Origin of the sequence: Pseudomonas sp. PDM31 (assembly GCF_019218965.1) — a bacterium.
Taxonomy (GTDB): Bacteria; Pseudomonadota; Gammaproteobacteria; order Pseudomonadales; family Pseudomonadaceae; genus Aquipseudomonas.
In genome coordinates, this window is the sequence record NZ_JAHUWS010000004.1 from 1 (window position 1) to 20,734 (window position 20,734).

A 20,734-nucleotide genomic window follows, 5' to 3' on the forward strand; every position below is an offset into this window, starting at 1 on the left:
GAGCATTGGAACCACCTGATCCCATCCCGAACTCAGCAGTGAAACGATGCATCGCCGATGGTAGTGTGGGGTTTCCCCATGTGAGAGTAGGTCATCGTCAAGATTAAATTCCGAAACCCCTATCTGCGTAGCAGGTAGGGGTTTTGTCTTTAAAGTAGAAACATCAAGAATTCGTCGGCACGTCATTACAGACGGATCGACACACAGAATTTCTTGACGACCATAGAGCATTGGAACCACCTGATCCCATCCCGAACTCAGCAGTGAAACGATGCATCGCCGATGGTAGTGTGGGGTTTCCCCATGTGAGAGTAGGTCATCGTCAAGATTGAATTCCGAAACCCCTGTCTGCTGACGCAGACAGGGGTTTAGTCGTTTCAGGGCCCTGTAGGTTACTTCGAGGTCTTTCTGGCCTGAGCTTCAGGGCTGTCTAGGTAGCGTGTGATGACTTGCACCGCACGGTTCAGGTGGAGCTCCAGCAACTGAACAGAGCGTTCCACATTCCGCTCCCGGGCTGCATGCAATAGAGCTCTGTGGTCGTCCTGGGATAGCTTGCCGAGGCCCATGGCCTCCAGGTTGAAACGCAGGAAGCGCTCCTCTTCATTCAACCCGTCCTCAACCAGCTGCAACAGCCGGCGATTGGGCGCCCTGCTGTACAGCATCATATGGAAGAGACGGTTGAGACGGCCGATTTCGGTGTAGTCGTGTTCTGTTTCGAGTTCTTCGATGTATCGTTGGGCCTGTTCGATGTCCGCATCCTGGAGCAATGGGATCGACAGGCGTAGCGCTTCCGACTCCAGGAGAATGCGCAAGGCGTAGGTTTCCACGGCATCACCCTGGACCAGCGGAGCGACGACGGCACCTTTATGGGCTACAACATTAAGCAGTGCTTGTGCCTCGAGCTGGCGCAGGGCTTCGCGCACCGGCATGCGACTGACGCCGAACAGGTCGGCCAGGTCTTGCTGACGCAGTGCAGCACCACAAGGGATGCGCCCGTCCAGGATGGCCGAGCGCAGGGTTTCTTCGATCACCGAACGCGCCAGATGTGCGGGAATCGGCCCGTTGATCTTGATACTGCTAAGAGGGTTGGGCTTTTGTGTCACTACAACGCACCCTGATTCAGAGGTTTTGGATCCAAATGACACTAGTGACTGCCTGACGGGAAGTCAAACAAGCAGTAGCTCACCTGTCTTTAGTTTAGCGCGACGCCAATGATCTCATCGTGCCATTGTTTTTTTTCAGGCTAACCTTCACCATTCAATCGACTCCTTCCTGTCCACCCTGGATGCCTTTGCATTGACGGCACCTATAGCGATTCCCCGGATTCTAAGTTGGCTGTGCAGTGCATTACTGCTGGCTGGCGTGATGCTGGGCAGCCTGAGTGCCGACTGGGATTTTTCCCTGATCAGCCGGAAGGCGCAGGGGTTGTACGGGCCCTTGGGCCAGGGGCAGCAGCGCATTGACGACTGGCAGCAGCTATTGGCCAGCCAGAAGCAGCTCGGCGAGCTGGAGAAGCTTAATGTGGTTAACCGCTTCTTCAACAAACAGCTGCGCTACGTTGAGGACATAGACCTGTGGCGCCAGGTGGATTACTGGGAAACCCCGATCGAGGCGCTGTGGAAGGGCGCCGGCGACTGTGAAGACTACGCTATAGCCAAGTACTTCAGCCTGCGCCATCTCGGTGTCGCCAGTGACAAGTTGCGTATCACCTATGTAAAGGCTCTGACCCAGAATCGCGCGCATATGGTGCTGACCTACTACTCCAGCCCGGAGGCCATGCCACTGGTGCTCGACAGCCTGATCGACGTGATTAAGCCCGCCAGCCAACGAAAGGATCTGCTGCCGGTCTACTCTTTCAACGCAGAAGGGTTGTGGTTGGCTGGTGCCAAGGGCAACCAGAAGGTTGGTGATACCAAACGCCTTTCGCGATGGCTGGATGTACTGAAAAAAATGCAGGCCGAAGGTTTCCCGCTCGAGACGACTAATTAGGAGCACGCGCTCAGATGTCTTTGTTCAAACAGCTGTTGATTGCTATCTGTCTGTTCCTGGTAGTCGCTTTCACCGGCAGCTTCATGGTCAGCCTGGAAAGCTCGCGCACCCAATACGTCAATCAACTGCGCTCCCACGCTCAGGACGCGGCGACGGCACTGGCGTTGTCCTTGACGCCGAACATCGACGACCCGGCGATGGTCGAGCTGTTGGTCAGCTCGATTTTCGACAGCGGCTACTATGCGAGCATCCGCGTAGTCGACGTGAAGACTGATCAGACGCTGGTTGAGCGTACGGGCATCCCTGCAGTCACCAACGTTCCGGACTGGTTCGTCAAGCTGATAGGTCTTGAGGCTGCCGGTGGTGACGCGATAGTCAGCCGTGGCTGGGAACAGGCGGCGCGGGTCGAAGTGGTCAGCCATCCGATGTTTGCTCTGGCCAAGTTGTGGCAAAGCGCGTTGGGTAGCCTTGGCTGGCTGCTGATCTGCGGCGCGGTGAGTGCAGTGCTGGGCGCGCTGTTGCTGCGTCGGCAACTCAAGCCGCTCGATTATATGGTCCAGCAGTCCCATGCCATCGCCCGGCGGGAATTCCTGAGTCTGCCGGAATTACCGCGCACTCCCGAATTGCGCCGGGTGGTGCAGGCCATGAACCAGATGGTAGAAAAACTCAAAGCGCTGTTCCAGGAACAGGCCGAGCGCAGCGAAAAACTGCGAGCCGAATCCTATCAGGACACCTTGACCGGATTGGCCAACCGGCGCTATTTCGAGATGCAACTGAATGCGCGGGTCAGCAATCCTGAACAGGCCAGCTCCGGTTATCTGCTGTTGTTGCGGGTCAAGGATCTGGCTGGACTCAACCAGCGACTCGGCGGCCAGCGCACCGATGAAGTACTTAAAGCAGTCGGCGAGCAACTGTCGCGCGAATGCGCCAAATACCCGGAAACCCAGAACCTGGTCACTCGTATCCGTGGCGGTGAGTTTGCTGTGCTGGCACCGGGTCTGGTACGCGAAGAAGCACTGCATCTGGCCCAAAACCTCGACAGCGCCCTGGCGAGTCTGCACGCCACTGGTGCTACAGATGTGCCGGCAGTGGCCTCCATTGGACTGGCACCATTCGCCCATGGCGACTCACCGCAATCGGTGTTGAGCCTCGGCGATCAAGCATTGGCGCAAGCGGAAGGCCAGGGCGAGCAGAACTGGGCCTGCCTGGACCACAGTCTTTCGGCCAGCGTCGGCGACGATCACCACGCCTGGCACCGCTTGCTCGACCAGGCACTGAGTCAGCAGCGTTTCGACTTGTATTTCCAGCCGGTAGTGGCTGCCCAGGACACGCAGATGGTGCTGCATTACAAAGTACTGTCGCGGTTGCTCGACGAACAGGGCCAGACCATTCCTGCCGGGCGTTTCCTGCCATGGCTGGAGCGCTTTGGCTGGACCGCACGGCTCGATCGGCTGATGCTCGAGCGCGTGCTGGAGCAGATGCACGGACACGAAGAGTCACTGGCGTTGAACCTGTCATCGGCCACCCTGGCCGACCCCCAGGCGCTGAACAAAGTCTTCGAGATCCTGCGCGCTAACTCCAGCCTCGGCCCACGTCTGACCCTGGAAATCGGCGAAGAGCAACTGCCCGAACAGGCGGTACTGGAGCAACTGACCCGACGCCTGCGAGAGCTTGGCTTCTCCTTGAGCCTGCAGCGCTTTGGCGGACGCTTTAGCATGATTGGCAACCTGGCACGACTTGGACTGGCATACCTGAAAATCGATGGCAGTTACATTCGATCGATTGACCAGGAGAGCGACAAGCGTCTATTCATCGAGGCAATTCAGCGGGCGGCGCACAGTATCGATTTGCCGCTGATTGCCGAGCGGGTCGAGACCGAAGGTGAATTGTCGGTGATTCGCGAGATGGGGCTTTATGGGGTGCAGGGGCAGCTGTTCGGTGAGCCCAAGCCCTGGGGATGAGCTGATGCCTGAAAAGATCGTTCGCGATACGGACGATCTTCATGGGTACCGGGAGGTCAGATCAACCCGGCTTCTTCTTCATCGATCAAATGGCTCAGGCCACCCAATGCTTCACGGGCTTGGGTCCGGTCCATGAGTTTTGCCTGGGCCGCCGGTGGCAGATCGGTGACGCGGATTACGCCTTTCTGGGTCAGCACCTGAATCAAGTCGTCGAGTACCCGGATCATTTCCAGGTCGCTCTGCTTGAGCTGCTTGAGGCTAGTCTCCACGGCCTCGTTAGCGTACCAGTCCTGGATTTCATGGTGGTCGGCCGGCAGCGTCTCCGTGGCCTCGGCGTAAGCCGCAGCTTCCACGCGAACCAACAGGCCCTGCGCATCGCGTTGCACGTAAAACATTGAGCATCCCTCGGAAATTAACCAGCATCATGCCGTCAGCAGCATAGGACAACTGTACGCGAGTATGCGGTGCGCCGACGAAATCGTCATCGGACGGTAGCCGCAAACGTGACGACCGCCCCATAAGGGCGGTCGTTTTTACGCATCAGCTGTTGTTGTGGTCGACCTTGATGGTCGGGTCGCTACCGGCAATCAGGCTGTGCAGGTTGGCGCTCGACCAGTTGTTGCCTTCCAGTTTGATCGTCACATCCGGTGTGGCCGCTGCCGCGTCGCCGGAGTTGAACTTGCCGCCCGAGCTGACCTGCAGCGACGACACGCCATCGACCGTAGAGATCTTCAGGAAGTTGTCGATGGTGCTGCCGGTTTCGCCCTGCAACAGATCGCGCAGGTCGATGCGGTCGCCTTCGCTGGCCTTGAAATCCTTGATCACGTCGCTGCCGGTGTCGCCCGCCTTCCAGACGAAGGTGTCGCCACCGGATCCGCCGATCAGGATGTCATTGCCCTGGCCACCGGTCAGTGAGTCGTTGCCGGTACCACCCAGCAGGATGTCATTGCCTCTGCCGCCGTCGAGCAGATCGGTACCGCCTGAACCGAACAGGATGTCATTGCCCGCGCCGCCTAGCAGGGAGTCGTTGCCATCATGGCTACCCGATACATCGAACGCTGTGTAGTGCTCGGTGATGTACTGGTGCACATTGCTGGTGGTGACTTTGCTGACGTCTACGCCGGTCTCTTTGGCGACGAACGCCTGCATCGCCGGATAACCCTCGCCGGCGATGCCGTTGAAGCTCACCAGGTCGCCGAACAGGATGTCGTTGCCATTGCCGCCATTGACGATGTCGTTACCCGGCATGGTTGCTTCGGTATGACCGATGATCGAGTCGGCAAGGTTCTTTGGATCAATGTCGGTCTGCGGCGTTCTATCCGAGTCGTACGGCCTCAGGTCGCTGAGCGTCACGTCCTTGTTCAGGCCGATAGCTTCCACCGCCGACACCTTGGCCAAGAGCGCGAAGCCATCGGAGGAGTTGTCGATGGCGTCGGAACCGGTGCTGTTGCCGGTGCCGTCGCGACTGGACAGCTCATAGGTGCCGTTGCCCTCGGCGCGAATGGTACCCAGATCATCACTGCTCCAGTAGTTGCCAAGCCATGAGGACTTGTACGTCTGCAGCGTGACCGTGCCATCGCTATCGATGGACAGTTTGTGAGTACTGTCCAGAGTGGCGCTGTAGGTCTGCCCCAGTTTGTAATTGCTGGTGGTGATAACGTCGTCGAACTTCACGTTGCCGTACAAGGTCGGGTTGGTCAGCTCACCGCTCTGGTAGTAAGTCGGTTTGCCGTCGGTGATGAAGTACGTGAGGTTCGTCGCCCCGGAGTTGGCCTTCGCCTCGGTGCTCTGGAACCAGTTGGCCGTGGTTTTGAACACGTCCTCGTAGTTAGTGCCGCCGCCGGAAGCCATCGAATCCAGCACCCCTTTGAGCAGGGTCAGGGCATTTGGATCGTTCAGGTTGACCGAAACAGACTTGTTGACCTGGCTATCGAAGTCCGCGAGGAAGATGTTCACGGTGCCCGAGTTTCCACCCATGCTCTGCTTGAGCGTGTTGAACACCGACGTCAGCGAGGTCTTGGCCGCGCTGATCGACGACGCGCTCATACTGCCCGAACTGTCGACCATGAACGCAATGTTGTAGTTGGTGCCCGGCACCACCGTCAGCCCGCCGATGTCGGCGATCATGATGTCGTTGCCGTCGGTGCCGACGACATTGTCATTACCGGTGGTGCCAGTGACCGAGTTATAAACCGCCGGATTAATCGCGATCGGAATCTGAGTGGTATTGCTGGCCGAACCACCTTGGCTTTCGGTCGAGACTGCCGTGACTGTCAGCGTGTTGGTACCGGTGGCGTACGGTGCCGGGGTGTAGCTCAATTTGCTTACATCCCACCCGCTGAGGTTCACGACGGTATTACCGAGCGTGCCGGTAAAGGTGTGCGTGCCGTCGGTCAAGGTCGCACCTGCCGGGATGCCGCCGATCGAGGTAATGGTCTGTGTTTCAGAGCCATCAGTGTCCGCGGACGTTACCTTCAAGCCCAACGCAATGCTGCCGTTTTCGGCGACCTGTGTCGTGGTGGCGGACACGATCGGTGCATCCGCGACCGCGGTCACACTGATGTCTAGCGTGGAGTTTGAACCGGTGCTGGTGATGTAGGTGACAGTCGGAACCTTGCCGCTCCAGTTGTTGGCGGGGGTAAAGCTGTATTCACCGTTGGCACCGAGAGTCAGCTTGCCGACGTTCAGTATCGTGGCGGTACTCCCTGCCGTGTACTCCACGCCACCCACCGTGAACTTGGCCACGCTGAGGGCGTTATCCACATCGCGGTCGTTGGTCAGTACGTTGCCGGTGGCGATCGTGTCCTCAAGGGTAGTTTTGAGGTCAGCAGCCAGCACGCTCGGGTCATCGACCGGTGTAACGCTGATGTTCAGGGTCGAGGTGTCGTTGGTGCCCGAGCCGTCGGTGACGGTGTAGGTCACGGTCGGTACCGTGCCGTTGTAGTTGGCGGCCGGGGTGAAGGTGTAAGCACCGTTCGCACCGATCACCAGGGTGCCGACGTTGGCGATGTTCGCGGTCTGGCCGGCGTTGAACGAACCAGTGACGCCAGCGACGCTGAAAGTGACCACGCTGACCGAGCCATCGACGCTGGTCGTACCCGTGAGGACGCTGCCGGTGAGGGCGGTGTCTTCCAGTGTGGAGACCGTTTCGTTGGCGTCGGTGAAGCTGTCGTCGACCGGTGTAACGCTGATGTTCAGCGTCGAGGTGTCGTTGGTTCCCGAACCGTCGGTGACGGTGTAGGTCACGGTCGGTACCGTGCCGTTGTAGTTGGCAGCCGGGGTGAAGGTGTACGCACCGTTCGCACCGATCACCAGAGTGCCGACATTGGCGATGTTCGCGGTCTGGCCGGCGTTGAAACTACCGGTGACGCCAGCGACGGTGAAGTTAACGACGCTGACCGAACCGTCGACGCTGGTTGTGCCAGTGAGGACGCTGCCGGTGAGGGCGGTGTCTTCCAGTGTGGAGACCGATTCGCTGGCGTCGGTGAAGCTGTCATCGACCGGGGTGACGCTGATGTTCAGGGTCGAGGTGTCGTTGGTGCCCGAGCCGTCGGTGATGGTGTAGGTGACCGTTGGTACCGTGCCGTTGTAGTTGGCGGCCGGGGTGAAGGTGTAAGCACCGTTCGCACCGATCACCAAAGTGCCGACGTTGGCGATGTTCGCGGTCTGGCCGGCGTTGAAACTACCGGTGACGCCAGCGACGGTGAAGTTAACGACGCTGACCGAGCCGTCAACGCTGGTCGTACCAGTGAGAACGCTGCCGGTGAGGGCGGTGTCTTCCAGTGTGGAGACCGTTTCGTTGGCATCGGTGAAGCTGTCGTCGACCGGTGTAACGCTGATGTTCAGCGTCGAGGTGTCGTTGGTTCCCGAACCGTCGGTGACGGTGTAGGTGACGGTCGGCACAGTGCCGTTGTAGTTGGCGGCCGGGGTGAAGGTATAAGCCCCGTTTGCCCCAATGACCAAGGTGCCGACGTTGGCGATGTTGGCGGTCTGACCAGCTGTGAAGGTGCCATTGACGCCTTCGACGGTGAAGTTGACCACAGTGACCGAGCCATCGACGCTGGTCGTACCAGTGAGAACGCTGCCGGTGAGGGCGGTGTCTTCCAGTGTGGAGACCGTTTCGTTGGCATCGGTGAAGCTGTCATCGACCGGTGTAACGCTGATATTCAGCGTCGAGGTGTCGTTGGTTCCCGAACCGTCGGTGACGGTGTAGGTCACGGTCGGTACCGTGCCGTTGTAGTTGGCAGCCGGGGTGAAGGTGTACGCACCGTTCGCACCGATCACCAGAGTGCCGACATTGGCGATGTTCGCGGTCTGGCCGGCGTTGAAACTACCGGTGACGCCAGCGACGGTGAAGTTAACGACGCTGACCGAACCGTCGACGCTGGTTGTGCCAGTGAGGACGCTGCCGGTGAGGGCGGTGTCTTCCAGTGTGGAGACCGTTTCGTTGGCGTCGGTGAAGCTGTCATCGATCGGGGTGACGCTGATGTTCAGGGTCGAGGTGTCGTTGGTTCCCGAGCCGTCGGTGACGGTGTAGGTGACGGTCGGCACAGTGCCGTTGTAGTTGGCGGCCGGGGTGAAGGTGTAAGCACCGTTCGCACCGATCACCAGGGTGCCGACATTGGCGATGGTCGCGGTCTGGCCGGCGTTGAACGTGCCGGTAACGCCCGCGACGGTGAAGTTGACCACGCTGACCGAGCCATCGACGCTGGTTGTGCCAGTGAGGACGCTGCCTGTGAGGGCGGTGTCTTCCAGTGTGGAGACCGATTCGCTGGCGTCGGTGAAGCTGTCGTCGACCGGTGTAACGCTGATGTTCAGCGTCGAGGTGTCGTTGGTTCCCGAACCGTCGGTGACGGTGTAGGTCACGGTCGGTACCGTGCCGTTGTAGTTGGCAGCCGGGGTGAAGGTGTAAGCCCCGCTTGCCCCAATGACCAAGGTGCCGACATTGGCGATATTGGCGGTCTGGCCGGCAGTGAACGTGCCAGTGACGCCCGCGACGGTGAAGTCGACCACGCTGACCGGACCGTCAACGCTCAAGGTACCGGACAACACATTGCCGGTCGCCACGGTGTCTTCGTTGACCGTAACGGTTTCGTTGGCATCGGTAAAGCTGTCATCGACCGGGCTGACGCTGATGTTCAGGGTCGACGTGTCGTTGGTTCCCGAGCCGTCGGTGACGGTGTAGGTGACTGTTGGCACAGTGCCGTTGTAGTTGGCAGTTGGAGTAAAGGTGTATGCACCGTTCGCTCCGATGACCAAGGTGCCGACGTTGACGATGGTGGCGGTCTGGCCGGCAGTGAACGTGCCAGTGACGCCCGCGACGGTAAAGTCAACCACGCTAACAGGACCGTCAACACTCAAGGTACCGGACAATACGTTGCCGGTCGCCGCGGTGTCTTCGTTGATCGCAACGGTTTCGCTGGTATCGGTAAAGCTGTCGTCGACCGGCGTGACGCTGATGTTCAGGGTCGAAGTGTCGTTGGTTCCCGAGCCGTCGGTGACGGTGTAGGTGACTGTTGGCACCGTGCCGTTGTAGTTGGCAGCAGGGGTGAAGGTGTAAGCACCGTTCGCTCCGATCACCAAGGTGCCGACGTTAGCGATGTTGGCGGTCTGGCCGGCGTTGAACGAACCAGTGACGCCAGCAACGGTGAACTCGACCACGCTGACCGAGCCGTCAACGCTGCTCGTACCAGTGAGAACGCTGCCGGTGAGGGCGGTGTCTTCGTTGACGGTAGCGGTTTCGCTGGCATCGGTGAAGCTGTCATCGACCGGGGTGACGCTGATGTTCAGAGTCGAGGTGTCGTTGGTTCCAGAACCGTCGGTGACGGTATAGGTGACGGTCGGCACTGTGCCGTTGTAATTGGCGGCCGGGGTGAAGGTATAAGCCCCGTTTGCCCCAATGACCAAGGTGCCGACGTTGGCGATGTTGGCGGTCTGGCCGGCGTTGAACGTCCCAGTGACGCCCGCGACGGTGAAGTCGACCACGCTGACCGGGCCATCAACGCTCAAGGTACCGGACAACACGTTGCCGGTCGCCACGGTGTCTTCGTTGACCGTAACGGTTTCGCTGGCATCGGTGAAGCTGTCATCGACCGGGGTGACGCTGATGTTCAGAGTCGAGGTGTCATTGGTTCCCGAACCGTCTGTAACGGTGTAGGTGACGGTCGGCACTGTGCCGTTGTAATTGGCGGCCGGGGTGAAGGTATAAGCCCCGTTTGCCCCAATGACCAAGGTGCCGACGTTGGCGATGTCGGCGGTCTGACCAGCTGTGAAGGTGCCATTGACGCCTTCGACGGTGAAGTTGACCACAGTGACCGAGCCATCGACGCTGGTCGTACCAGTGAGGACGCTGCCGGTGAGGGCGGTGTCTTCCAGGGTGGAGACCGTTTCGTTGGCGTCGGTGAAGCTGTCGTCGACCGGGGTGACGCTGATGTTCAGCGTCGAGGTGTCATTGGTTCCCGAACCGTCTGTAACGGTGTAGGTGACCGTTGGCACCGTGCCGTTGTAGTTGGCAGCCGGGGTGAAGGTGTAAGCCCCGCTTGCCCCAATGACCAAGGTGCCGACATTGGCGATGTTGGCGGTCTGGCCGGCAGTGAACGTGCCAGTGACGCCCGCGACGGTGAAGTCGACCACGCTGACCGGGCCATCGACACTCGAAGTACCGGACAACACGTTGCCGGTAGCCGAGGTGTCTTCGTTGACCGTAACGGTTTCGCTGGTATCGGTGAAGCTGTCATCGACCGGGCTGACGCTGATGTTCAGCGTCGAGGTGTCATTGGTTCCCGAGCCGTCGGTGACGGTGTAGGTGACGGTCGGCACCGTGCCGTTGTAGTTGGCCGCCGGGGTGAAGGTGTACGTGCCGTTTGCCCCAATGACCAAGGTGCCGACGTTGGCGATGTTGGCGGTCTGACCAGCTGTGAAGGTGCCATTGACGCCTTCGACGGTGAAGTTAACGACGCTGACCGAACCATCGACGCTGGTCGTACCAGTGAGAACGCTGCCGGTGAGGGCGGTGTCTTCCAGGGTGGAGACCGTTTCGTTGGCGTCGGTAAAGCTGTCGTCGACCGGGCTGACGTTGATGTTCAGGGTCGAGGTGTCGTTGGTTCCCGAGCCGTCGGTGACGGTGTAGGTGACGGTCGGCACAGTGCCGTTGTAGTTGGCAGCCGGGGTGAAGGTGTAAGCCCCGCTTGCCCCAATGACCAAGGTGCCGACATTGGCGATATTGGCGGTCTGGCCGGCAGTGAACGTGCCAGTGACGCCCGCGACGGTGAAGTCGACCACGCTGACCGGACCGTCAACGCTCAAGGTGCCGGACAACACATTGCCAGTCGCCACGGTGTCTTCGTTGACCGTAACGGTTTCGTTGGCATCGGTAAAGCTGTCATCGACCGGGCTGACGCTGATGTTCAGGGTCGAAGTGTCGTTGGTTCCCGAGCCGTCGGTGACGGTGTAGGTGACTGTTGGCACCGTGCCGTTGTAGTTGGCGGCTGGGGTGAAGGTGTAAGCACCGTTCGCACCAATGACCAGGGTACCGACGTTGGCGATGGTGGCGGTCTGACCGGCGTTGAACGTACCAGTAACGCCAGCGATGGTGAAGTCAACCACGCTGACCGTGCCGTCGACGCTAGAGGTACCCGTCAACACACTACCGGAGACTGGAGTCTCTTCTGCGGTGGTCACGCTTTCGCTGGCATCGATGAAGCTGTCGTCGGCCGGCGTGACGCTGATGTTCAGGGTCGAGGTGTCGTTGGGTCCAGAGCCGTCGGTGACGGTGTAGGTGACCGTGGGCACAGTGCCGTTGTAGTTGGCAGCTGGAGTAAAGGTGTATGCACCATTCGCTCCGATCACCAGGGTGCCGACGTTGGCGATGTTGGCGGTCTGACCAGCTGTGAAGGTGCCATTGACGCCTTCGACGGTGAAGTTGACCACAGTGACCGTGCCATCAACGCTCGAAGTTCCGGACAGCACGCTGCCGGTGGCCACGCTGTCTTCCAGGGTGGAGACGGTTTCATTAGCGTCAGTGAAGTTGTCGTTGACCGGCGTAACACTGATGTTCAGCGTACTGCTCGAGCCAGTATTGGTGGTGTACGTCACCTGTGGAACGTTGCCATTCCAGTCAGCAGCCGGTTTGAAGCTGTAGTCGCCATTGCTGGCGATGATCAGCGTTCCGACACCGGTGATGGTTGCGGTCTGACCCGCCGTGAAGCTGCCGTTGACCCCATTCACGCTGAAGCTGGAGACGCTCAGGGCATTATCGACATCGTGGTCGTTGTGCAGCACGTTGCCGGTTGCGTTGTGGTCTTCGCTGACGGTGTTCTGGTCTGCTTGCAGTACGCTTGCGTCATTGACGGGCGCAACGTGCACCACCAGTGGCAGCGAGGTGCTGGCGCTTTGGGCATCGCCGTCTTTGGCGGTGGCCGTTACGGTCAGGGGGATGTCGCCATTGAAGTTCGTTGGCGGTGTCAGCTTGAGCGTGGACAGGTTCCAACCCGTAATGTCCACCGACGTCGAGCCGTCGGCAGCGTTAAAGGTGTGAGTGCCATCGGAGAGCGTGGAACCCGCCGGCAAGCCGCTCAGAGTGAGAGCAAGCGTTTCCGAACCGTCGACGTCATTGGTGTGGGCCTGGATGGTCGATAGCAGGATCGCGTTGTCTTCGAGGCCCGAGTTGAGCACCTGAGTGACATTGATGTTGTCCAGCAGGCCGCCCACGCTATTGCTGTCCCCAGCGCGGAACTCGAGCTTCTGATTGCCATCGGCAGTGACCGGAACGTCGAAGCTGTAGTGCTTCATGCCGGTGGCCGAGGTGTTCAGAGTGCCAATGAGTTGACCACCCCAGTACACATTGATGAGCGAATTATCCACGCCGGCACGCGGTGCATAGTCGAGCGACACGTTATAAGTGGTGCCGGCCTTGGCATCGATAGTGGTGTAGAGGTTGCTCGCATCACCGGTATTGCGCTCCAGTTCAATGACCTGGTTATCGCCGCCGGCACCGTAGACGCTGGCCTTGCCGATTTCGACCATGCCACCGCTGTTGTCAGTGTGCCAGGCACCATTGCCGAGCTTGCTGACATTGACGTTGCTGTTATAGGAGCCGTTAACAGCGACTTCCTGTAAGTCGGTCGAAGCAACCACACCGCCACCGGTCAGTGACAGGCTAGGGGTGTCGGTTACTGGCGCAACGACGATGGTTCCGGTCGCGGAAGACGCGGAAGGCAAACCGCCGTTGTCGGTCGCGTTATAGGTGAAGCTGGTGGTACCGCTCCAGTCGCCGGTTGGCTTGAAGTAAATCGTTGCGCCGTTGGCGGTAGCGGAGATCACGCTGCTGGCGGTCAATGCGATTGTCCCGGCGGCGTCGGCGTAAAAACTGCCATTGGCCGGCAGGCTGGTCAGGCTGAAGTGGTTGACGCTGCCGTCAATGTCATTGCCGCCAAGCTGCACGGCGATCAATTGATCTTCATTGCCGTGGGCCGAAGTGGAATTGACGGTCGGAGCGTCGTTGACCGAATTGACCGTAATATCCAGCGTGCTGGTGGAGTTGGTGTTGGTGGTGTAGCTGATCTGTGGAACGTTGCCGTTCCAGTTCGCGGCCGGGGTGAAACTGTAGTCGCCGTTAGTGGCGATAGTCACAGTACCGACTCCGGCGATAGTCGCGACCTGGCCCGCGGTAAAGGAACCGGTGGCGCCTTGCACAGTGAATGTCGCGACACTCAGAGCGTTGTCGACATCGCTGTCATTACCCAGCACGTTGCCGGTTGCAATGTGGTCTTCATCGACGGTGTTGGTGTCCGCGATCAGCACACTCGGGTCATTGACCGGGGTGACGCTGATGTTCAGGGTCGAGGTGTCATTGGTTCCAGAGCCGTCAGTGACGGTGTAGGTCACGGTCGGCACAGTGCCGTTGTAATTGGCGGCCGGGGTGAAGGTGTACGCACCGTTCGCTCCGATGACCAGGGTGCCGACGTTGGCGATGGTCGCGGTTTGGCCAGCTGTGAAGGTCCCATTGACGCCTTCGACGGTGAAGTTGACCACGCTGACCGAGCCATCGACGCTGGTCGTACCAGTGAGGACGCTGCCGGTGAGGGCGGTGTCTTCCAGGGTGGAGACCGATTCGTTGGCGTCGGTGAAGCTGTCGTCGACCGGGGTGACGCTGATGTTCAGGGTCGAGGTGTCGTTGGTTCCTGAACCGTCAGTCACGGTGTAGGTCACGGTCGGCACAGTGCCGTTGTAATTGGCGGCAGGGGTGAAGGTGTACGCACCGTTCGCTCCGATGACCAGGGTGCCGACGTTGGCGATGGTCGCGGTTTGGCCAGCTGTGAAGGTCCCATTGACGCCTTCGACGGTGAAATTGACCACGCTGACCGAGCCATCGACGCTGGTCGTACCAGTTAGAACGCTGCCGGTAAGGGCGGTGTCTTCCAGGGTTGAAACCGTTTCGTTGGCGTCGGTGAAGCTGTCGTCGACCGGGGTGACGCTGATTTTCAGGGTCGAGGTGTCGTTGCTTCCCGAACCGTCGGTGACGGTGTAGGTCACGGTCGGCACAGTGCCGTTGTAATTGGCGGCAGGGGTGAAGGTGTAAGCACCATTCGCACCGATCACCAGGGTGCCTACGTTGGCGATGGTCGCGGTCTGGCCAGTTGTGAAGGTCCCATTGACGCCTTCGACGGTGAAATTGACCACGCTGACCGGGCCGTCGACGCTCGAGGTCCCCGCCAATACGTTGCCGCTGGCCGTGGTGTCTTCGTTGATCGTGACGGTTTCACTGGCATCGATGAAGTTGTCGTTAACCGGCGTGACGCTGATGTTCAAGGTCGAGGTGTTGTCGGTGCCCGAGCCGTCGGTGACGACGTAGGTCACCGTTGGCACCGTGCCGTTGTAGTTTGCGTCCGGGGTGAAGGTGTATGCACCGTTCGCTCCGATCACCAGGGTGCCGACGTTGTCGATGGTCGCAGTCTGGCCGGCAGTGAACGTGCCAGTGACGCCAGCGACGGTGAAATTGAGCACGCTGACCGGGCCATCGACGCTCGAAGTGCCGGACAACACGTTGCCGGTAGCCACAGAGTCTTCTTTGATCGAGACGAATTCACTGGTATCGATGAAGTTGTCGTTGACCGGTGTGACGCTGATGTCCAGGGTCGAGGTGTCGTTGCTGCCCGAACCGTCGGTGACGGTGTAGGTCACCGTTGGCACCGTGCCGTTGTAATTGGGGGCCGGAATGAAGGTGTACGCACCGTTCGCCGCGATCACCAGGATCCCGACGTTGGCGATAATTGCCGGGACACCTGCCGCGTAAGTGGTCGCCCCGACGGTGAAATTGAGCACGCTGACCGGGCCGTCGACGCTCGAAGTGCCGGTCAGCACGTTGCCGGTCGCCCAAGTGTCTTCGTTGATCGTGACGGCTTCATTGGCATCGACGAAGTTGTCGTTGACCGGCGTGACGCTGATTTTCAGGGTCGAGGTGTCGTTGCTTCCCGAACCGTCGGTGACGGTGTAGGTCACGGTCGGCACAGTGCCGTTGTAATTGGCGGCCGGGGTGAAGGTGTAGGCACCGTTCGCTCCGATCACCAGGGTACCGACGTTGGTTATGGTCGCGGTCTGGCCGGCGGTGAACGTGCCAGTGACGCCAGCGACGGTGAAGTTGAGCACGCTTACCGGGCCGTCGACGCTCGAAGTACCGGTCAGTACATTGCCGGTAGCCACCGTGTCTTCGTTGATCGTGACGGTTTCACTGGCATCGACGAAGTTGTCGTTGACGGGTGTGACGCTGATGTTCAGGGTCGAGGTGTCGTTGGTTCCGGAGCCGTCAGTGACGGTGTAGGTAACCGTTGGCACGGTGCCGTTGTAGTTGGCGGCCGGGGTAAAGGTGTAAGCCCCGTTCGCTCCGATGACCAGGGTGCCGACGTTAGCGATGTTGGCGGTCTGACCGGCGGTGAACGTGCCAGTGACGCCAGCGACGGTGAAGTCGACCACGCTGACCGGGCCGTCGACGCTTGAAGTTCCCGCCAATACGTTGCCGCTGGCTGTGGTGTCTTCGTTGATCGTGACGGTTTCGCTGGCGTCGGTGAAGCTGTCGTCAACAGGTGTGACGCTGATATTCAGGGTCGAAGTGTCGTTGGTTCCGGAACCGTCAGTGACGGTGTAGGTAACCGTTGGCACTGTGCCGTTGTAGTTGGCGGCCGGGGTAAAGCTGTACGCGCCATCGGCACCAATGACCAGGGTACCGACGTTGGCGATGGTGGCGGTGGTGCCTGCGGTGAACGTACCAGTGACGCCTTCGATGGTGAAGTTGACCACGCTGACCGGGCCGTCGACGCTGCTCGTTCCACTCAGGACGCTGCCGGTGACTGGAGCGTCTTCGGCGGTGGTCACGGTTTCGCTGGCATCGGTGAAGCTGTCGTCGACCGGGGTGACGTTGATGTTCAAGGTCGAGGTGACGTCAGTGCCGGAGCCGTCGGTGACGGTGTAGCTGACGCTTGGCACGTTGCCGTTGTAGTTGGCGGCCGGGGTGAAGGTGTATTCACCGTTCGCTCCGATCATCAAGGTGCCGACGTTGGCGATGTTGGCTGTCTGACCGGCGGTGAACGTGCCACTGACGCCTTCGATGGTGAAGTTGACCACGCTGACCGGGCCGTCGACGCTGCTCGTTCCACTCAGGACGCTGCCGGTAACTGGAGCGTCTTCGGCGGTGGTCACGGTTTCGCTGGCGTCGGTGAAACTGTCGTCGACCGGGGTGACGTTGATGTTCAAGGTCGAGGTGACGTCAGTGCCGGAGCCGTCGGTGACGGTGTAGCTGACGCTTGGCACGTTGCCGTTGTAGTTGGCGGCCGGGGTGAAGGTGTATTCACCGTTCGCTCCGATCACCAAGGTGCCGACGTTGGCGATGTTGGCTGTCTGACCGGCGGTGAACGTGCCACTGACGCCTTCGACGGTGAAGTTGACCACGCTGACCGGGCCGTCGACGCTCGAAGTGCCGGACAACACGTTGCCGGTAGCCGCGGTGTCTTCGTTGACCGTAACGGTTTCGCTGGCGTCGGTGAAGCTATCGTCGACCGGGGTAACGTTGATGTTCAAGGTCGAAGTGGCGTCAGTGCCGGAACCGTCGGTGACGGTGTAGCTGACGCTTGGCACGTTGCCGTTGTAGTTGGCGGCCGGGGTGAAGGTGTATTCACCGTTCGCTCCGATCACCAGGGTGCCGACGTTGGCGATGTTGGCTGTCTGACCGGCGGTGAACGTGCCACTGACGCCTTCGATGGTGAAGTTGACCACGCTGACCGGGCCATCGACGCTCGAAGTGCCGGACAACACGTTGCCGGTAGCCGCGGTGTCTTCGTTGACCGTAACGGTTTCGCTGGCGTCGGTGAAGCTATCGTCGACCGGGGTAACGTTGATGTTCAAGGTCGAAGTGACGTCAGTGCCGGAACCGTCGGTGACGGTGTAGCTGACGCTTGGCACGTTGCCGTTGTAGTTGGCGGCCGGGGTAAAGCTGTACGCGCCATCGGCACCAATGACCAGGGTGCCGACGTTGGCGATGGTTGCGGTGGTGCCGGCGGTGAACGTACCAGTGACGCCTTCGACGGTGAAGTTGACCACACTGACCGGGCCATCGACGCTCGAAGTGCCGGACAACACGTTGCCGGTAGCCGCGGTGTCTTCGTTGACCGTAACGCTTTCGCTGGCGTCGGTGAAGCTATCGTCGACCGGGGTAACGTTGATGTTCAAGGTCGAAGTAACGTCAGTGCCGGAACCGTCGGTGACGGTGTAGCTGACGCTTGGCACGCTGCCGTTGTAGTTGGCGGCCGGGGTAAAGCTGTACGCGCCATCGGCACCAATGACCAGGGTGCCGACGTTGGCGATGGTTGCGGTGGTGCCGGCGGTGAACGTACCAGTGACGCCTTCGACGGTGAAGTTGACCACACTGACCGGGCCATCGACGCTCGAAGTGCCGGACAACACGTTGCCGGTAGCCGCGGTGTCTTCGTTGACCGTAACGCTTTCGCTGGCGTCGGTGAAGCTATCGTCGACCGGGGTAACGTTGATGTTCAAGGTCGAAGTGACATCAGTGCCGGAACCGTCGGTGACGGTGTAGCTGACGCTTGGCACGCTGCCGTTGTAGTTGGCTGCCGGGGTGAAGGTATAAACCCCGTTGGCTCCGATCACCAAGGTGCCGACGTTGGCGATGGTCGCGGTGCTGCCGGCGGTGAACGTGCCACTGACGCCTTCGATGGTGAAGTTGACCACGCTGACCGGGCCGTCGACGCTCGAAGTGCCGGACAACACGTTGCCGGTAGCCGCGGTGTCTTCGTTGACCGTAACGCTTTCGCTGGCGTCGGTGAAGCTATCGTCGACCGGGGTAACGTTGATGTTCAAGGTCGAAGTGACATCAGTGCCGGAACCGTCGGTTACGGTGTAGCTGACGCTTGGCACGCTGCCGTTGTAGTTGGCGGCCGGAGTAAAGGCGTAGGCGCCATCGGCACCAATGACCAGGGTGCCGACGTTGGCGATGGTTGCGGTGGTGCCGGCGGTGAACGTACCAGTGACACCTTCGACGGTGAAGTTGACCACACTGACCGGGCCATCGACGCTCGAAGTGCCGGACAACACGTTGCCGGTAGCCGCGGTGTCTTCGTTGACCGTAACGGTTTCGCTGGCGTCGGTGAAGCTATCGTCGACCGGGGTAACGTTGATGTTCAAGGTCGAAGTGACGTCAGTGCCGGAACCGTCGGTGACGGTGTAGCTGACGCCTGGCACGCTGCCGTTGTAGTTGGCTGCCGGGGTGAAGGTATAAACCCCGTTGGCTCCGATCACCAAGGTGCCGACGTTGGCGATGGTCGCGGTGCTGCCAGCGGCGTAGGTGGTATCACCGATGGTGAAGTTAACCACGCTGACCGGGCCGTCGACGCTCGAAGTACCCGACAACAGGTTGCCGGTGGCGACGGTGTCTTCGCTGACCGTAACGCTTTCGCTGGCGTCGGTGAAGCTGTCGTCGACCGGACTGACGTCGATGTTCAGAGTCGAGGTGACGTTGTTGCCAGAGCCGTCGGTGACCGTGTAGCTCACGCTTGGCACCGTGCCGTTGTAGTTGGCGGCCGGAGTAAAGGTGTACGCGCCATCGGTACCAATGACCAGGGTGCCGACGTTGGCGATAGTCGCGGTGCTGCCAGCGGCGTAAGTAGTTTCACCGATGGTGAAGTTAACCACGCTGACCGGGCCGTCGACGCTCGAAGTACCCGACAACAGGTTGCCGGTGGCGACGGTGTCTTCGTTGACCGTAACGCTTTCGCTGGCGTCGGTGAAGCTGTCGTCGACCGGACTGACGTCGATGTTCAGAGTCGAGGTGACGTTGTTGCCAGAGCCGTCGGTGACCGTGTAGCTCACGCTTGGCACCGTGCCGTTGTAGTTGGCGGCCGGAGTAAAGGTGTACGCGCCATCGGTACCAATGACCAGGGTGCCGACGTTGGCGATAGTCGCGGTGCTGCCAGCGGCGTAAGTAGTTTCACCGATGGTGAAGTTAACCACGCTGACCGGGCCGTCGACGCTCGAAGTACCCGACAACAGGTTGCCGGTGGCGACGGTGTCTTCGTTGACCGTAACGCTTTCGCTGGCGTCGGTGAAGCTGTCGTCGACCGGGGTGACATCGATGTTCAGGGTCGAGGTGACGTCCGTACCGGAGCCGTCAGTGACGGTGTAGCTCACTGTCGGCACGCTGCCGTTGTAGTTGGCTGCCGGGGTAAAGGTGTAGTCGCCGTTAGCCCCGATCACCAGGGTACCGACGTTGGCGATAGTCGCGGTGCTGCCGGCGGAGTAAGTGGTTTCACCGATGGTGAAATTGACCACGCTGACCGGGCCATCGACGCTCGAAGTACCGGACAACACGTTGCCGGTAGCCGCCGAGTCTTCGTTGACCGTTACGGTTTCGCTGGCGTCGATGAAACTGTCGTCGACTGCAGTCACGGTCAAATCCAGCGTGCTGGTCGAGCCGGTGTTGGTGGTGTACGTGATTTGCGGTACGACGCCGTGGTAATTGGCGTCCGGAGTAAAGGTGTAGTTGCCATTGGTGCCGATGGTCACGGTACCGACCCCGACGATAGTCGCTGTCTGGCCTGCGGTGAAACTGCCGGTCACTCCGGCGACGGTGAAGCTGGCGACGCTGAGTTGCGAGTCAGCATCGCTATCGTTGTTCAGTACGTTACCCGTCGCGACGCTGTCTTCGGCCAGTGAGCCAGTATCAGCGGTCAGGACACTCGCAGCGTTGCTGGTAGTGGTGTTCTGATTGCCGATATCGAGCGTGGTGATTGCGGCAGCGGAATCAGGACCGTCGGTTGGGAAACCAATGGTTGCGTCTACCCGGCCAGCAGTGGCATCGAGCATAACAAAGCTGTGACCGCCACCGGCGGCACCACCATTAGAGCCCGCCGCAGCCGGACCGGCAGCGGTAGCCTCAAGTGCCGTAGTCGGGTCGACGCCGGCGGCGATAGCTTGTTGCAGTTCATCAACGGATGGCGCGGCTTGCGCGGTGGCTTCTGCCAGATCGCTGCTGGAGTCCGCAGCGCTGGCGCTCCATTGGGTTTCACGTCCCAGATCCAGGGTACGGCCGTCAGCCAGTTCCAGGGACACGGCGCCGGACAGGCCCGTGTCAATCTGGTCGCCGACGGACAGTCGGTCGCCTTCAACGAGTACGCGGCGCACGCCCTCTGGTGACACCACGAAAACTTGACCGACAATGCTTTTGACGACGGCAACAACACTGCTCATTGAAGACTCTCCGGGTGTCACATTCAGTTGAC

The 20,734-nt window shown here is 60.2% G+C and carries 5 protein-coding genes and 2 rRNA genes; 4 read left to right on the forward strand and 3 right to left on the reverse strand.

Going from position 1 to position 20,734, the window contains the following annotated elements:
• Together rrf (KW839_RS08890) and rrf (KW839_RS08895) are read left to right on the forward strand one after the other, a co-directional pair.
• Window positions 1–103 (forward strand): 5S ribosomal RNA (gene rrf, locus KW839_RS08890); the annotation flags it as partial.
• Window positions 104–212: 109 nt separating this feature from the next.
• Window positions 213–328, forward strand: a 5S ribosomal RNA gene (gene rrf, locus KW839_RS08895).
• A 64-nt stretch (window positions 329–392) separates the two neighbouring features.
• Here the strand turns inward: rrf (KW839_RS08895) and KW839_RS08900 are convergent.
• On the reverse strand, window positions 393–1,103 hold the full coding sequence (locus KW839_RS08900) for a GntR family transcriptional regulator (protein WP_218424111.1): 711 nt from the start codon (window positions 1,101–1,103) through the stop codon (window positions 393–395).
• Window positions 1,104–1,365: 262 nt separating this feature from the next.
• Here KW839_RS08900 and lapG point away from each other — a divergent pair, with 262 nt between their 5' ends.
• Window positions 1,366–1,989, forward strand: a complete 624-nt coding sequence (gene lapG / locus KW839_RS08905) for a cysteine protease LapG (protein ID WP_371318058.1) — start codon at window positions 1,366–1,368, stop codon at window positions 1,987–1,989.
• A 14-nt stretch (window positions 1,990–2,003) separates the two neighbouring features.
• On the forward strand, window positions 2,004–3,950 hold the full coding sequence (lapD, locus tag KW839_RS08910) for a cyclic di-GMP receptor LapD (protein ID WP_218424112.1): 1,947 nt from the start codon (window positions 2,004–2,006) through the stop codon (window positions 3,948–3,950).
• A 56-nt stretch (window positions 3,951–4,006) separates the two neighbouring features.
• Here lapD and KW839_RS08915 read toward each other — a convergent pair whose 3' ends face one another.
• Both KW839_RS08915 and KW839_RS08920 read right to left on the reverse strand, forming a co-directional pair.
• Window positions 4,007–4,345 carry a hypothetical protein gene (locus tag KW839_RS08915; RefSeq protein ID WP_060541906.1) on the reverse strand — a complete coding sequence of 113 codons (339 nt, stop codon included), beginning with the start codon at window positions 4,343–4,345 and terminating at the stop codon, window positions 4,007–4,009.
• Between the two features lie 145 nt (window positions 4,346–4,490).
• Window positions 4,491–20,702, reverse strand: coding sequence for a tandem-95 repeat protein (locus KW839_RS08920; protein WP_218424113.1), 16,212 nt, complete (start codon window positions 20,700–20,702; stop codon window positions 4,491–4,493).
• Window positions 20,703–20,734: the final 32 nt, after the last annotated feature.

Bases quoted from the DNA above. Each gene is read 5' to 3' on its own strand.
- lapG (WP_371318058.1), top strand. From the start codon at position 1,366: ATGCTGGGCAGCCTGAGTGCCGACTGGGATTTTTCCCTGATCAGCCGG.
- lapD (WP_218424112.1), top strand. From the start codon at position 2,004: ATGTCTTTGTTCAAACAGCTGTTGATTGCTATCTGTCTGTTCCTGGTA.
- KW839_RS08915 (WP_060541906.1), bottom strand. From the start codon at position 4,345: ATGTTTTACGTGCAACGCGATGCGCAGGGCCTGTTGGTTCGCGTGGAA.
- KW839_RS08920 (WP_218424113.1), bottom strand. From the start codon at position 20,702: ATGAGCAGTGTTGTTGCCGTCGTCAAAAGCATTGTCGGTCAAGTTTTC.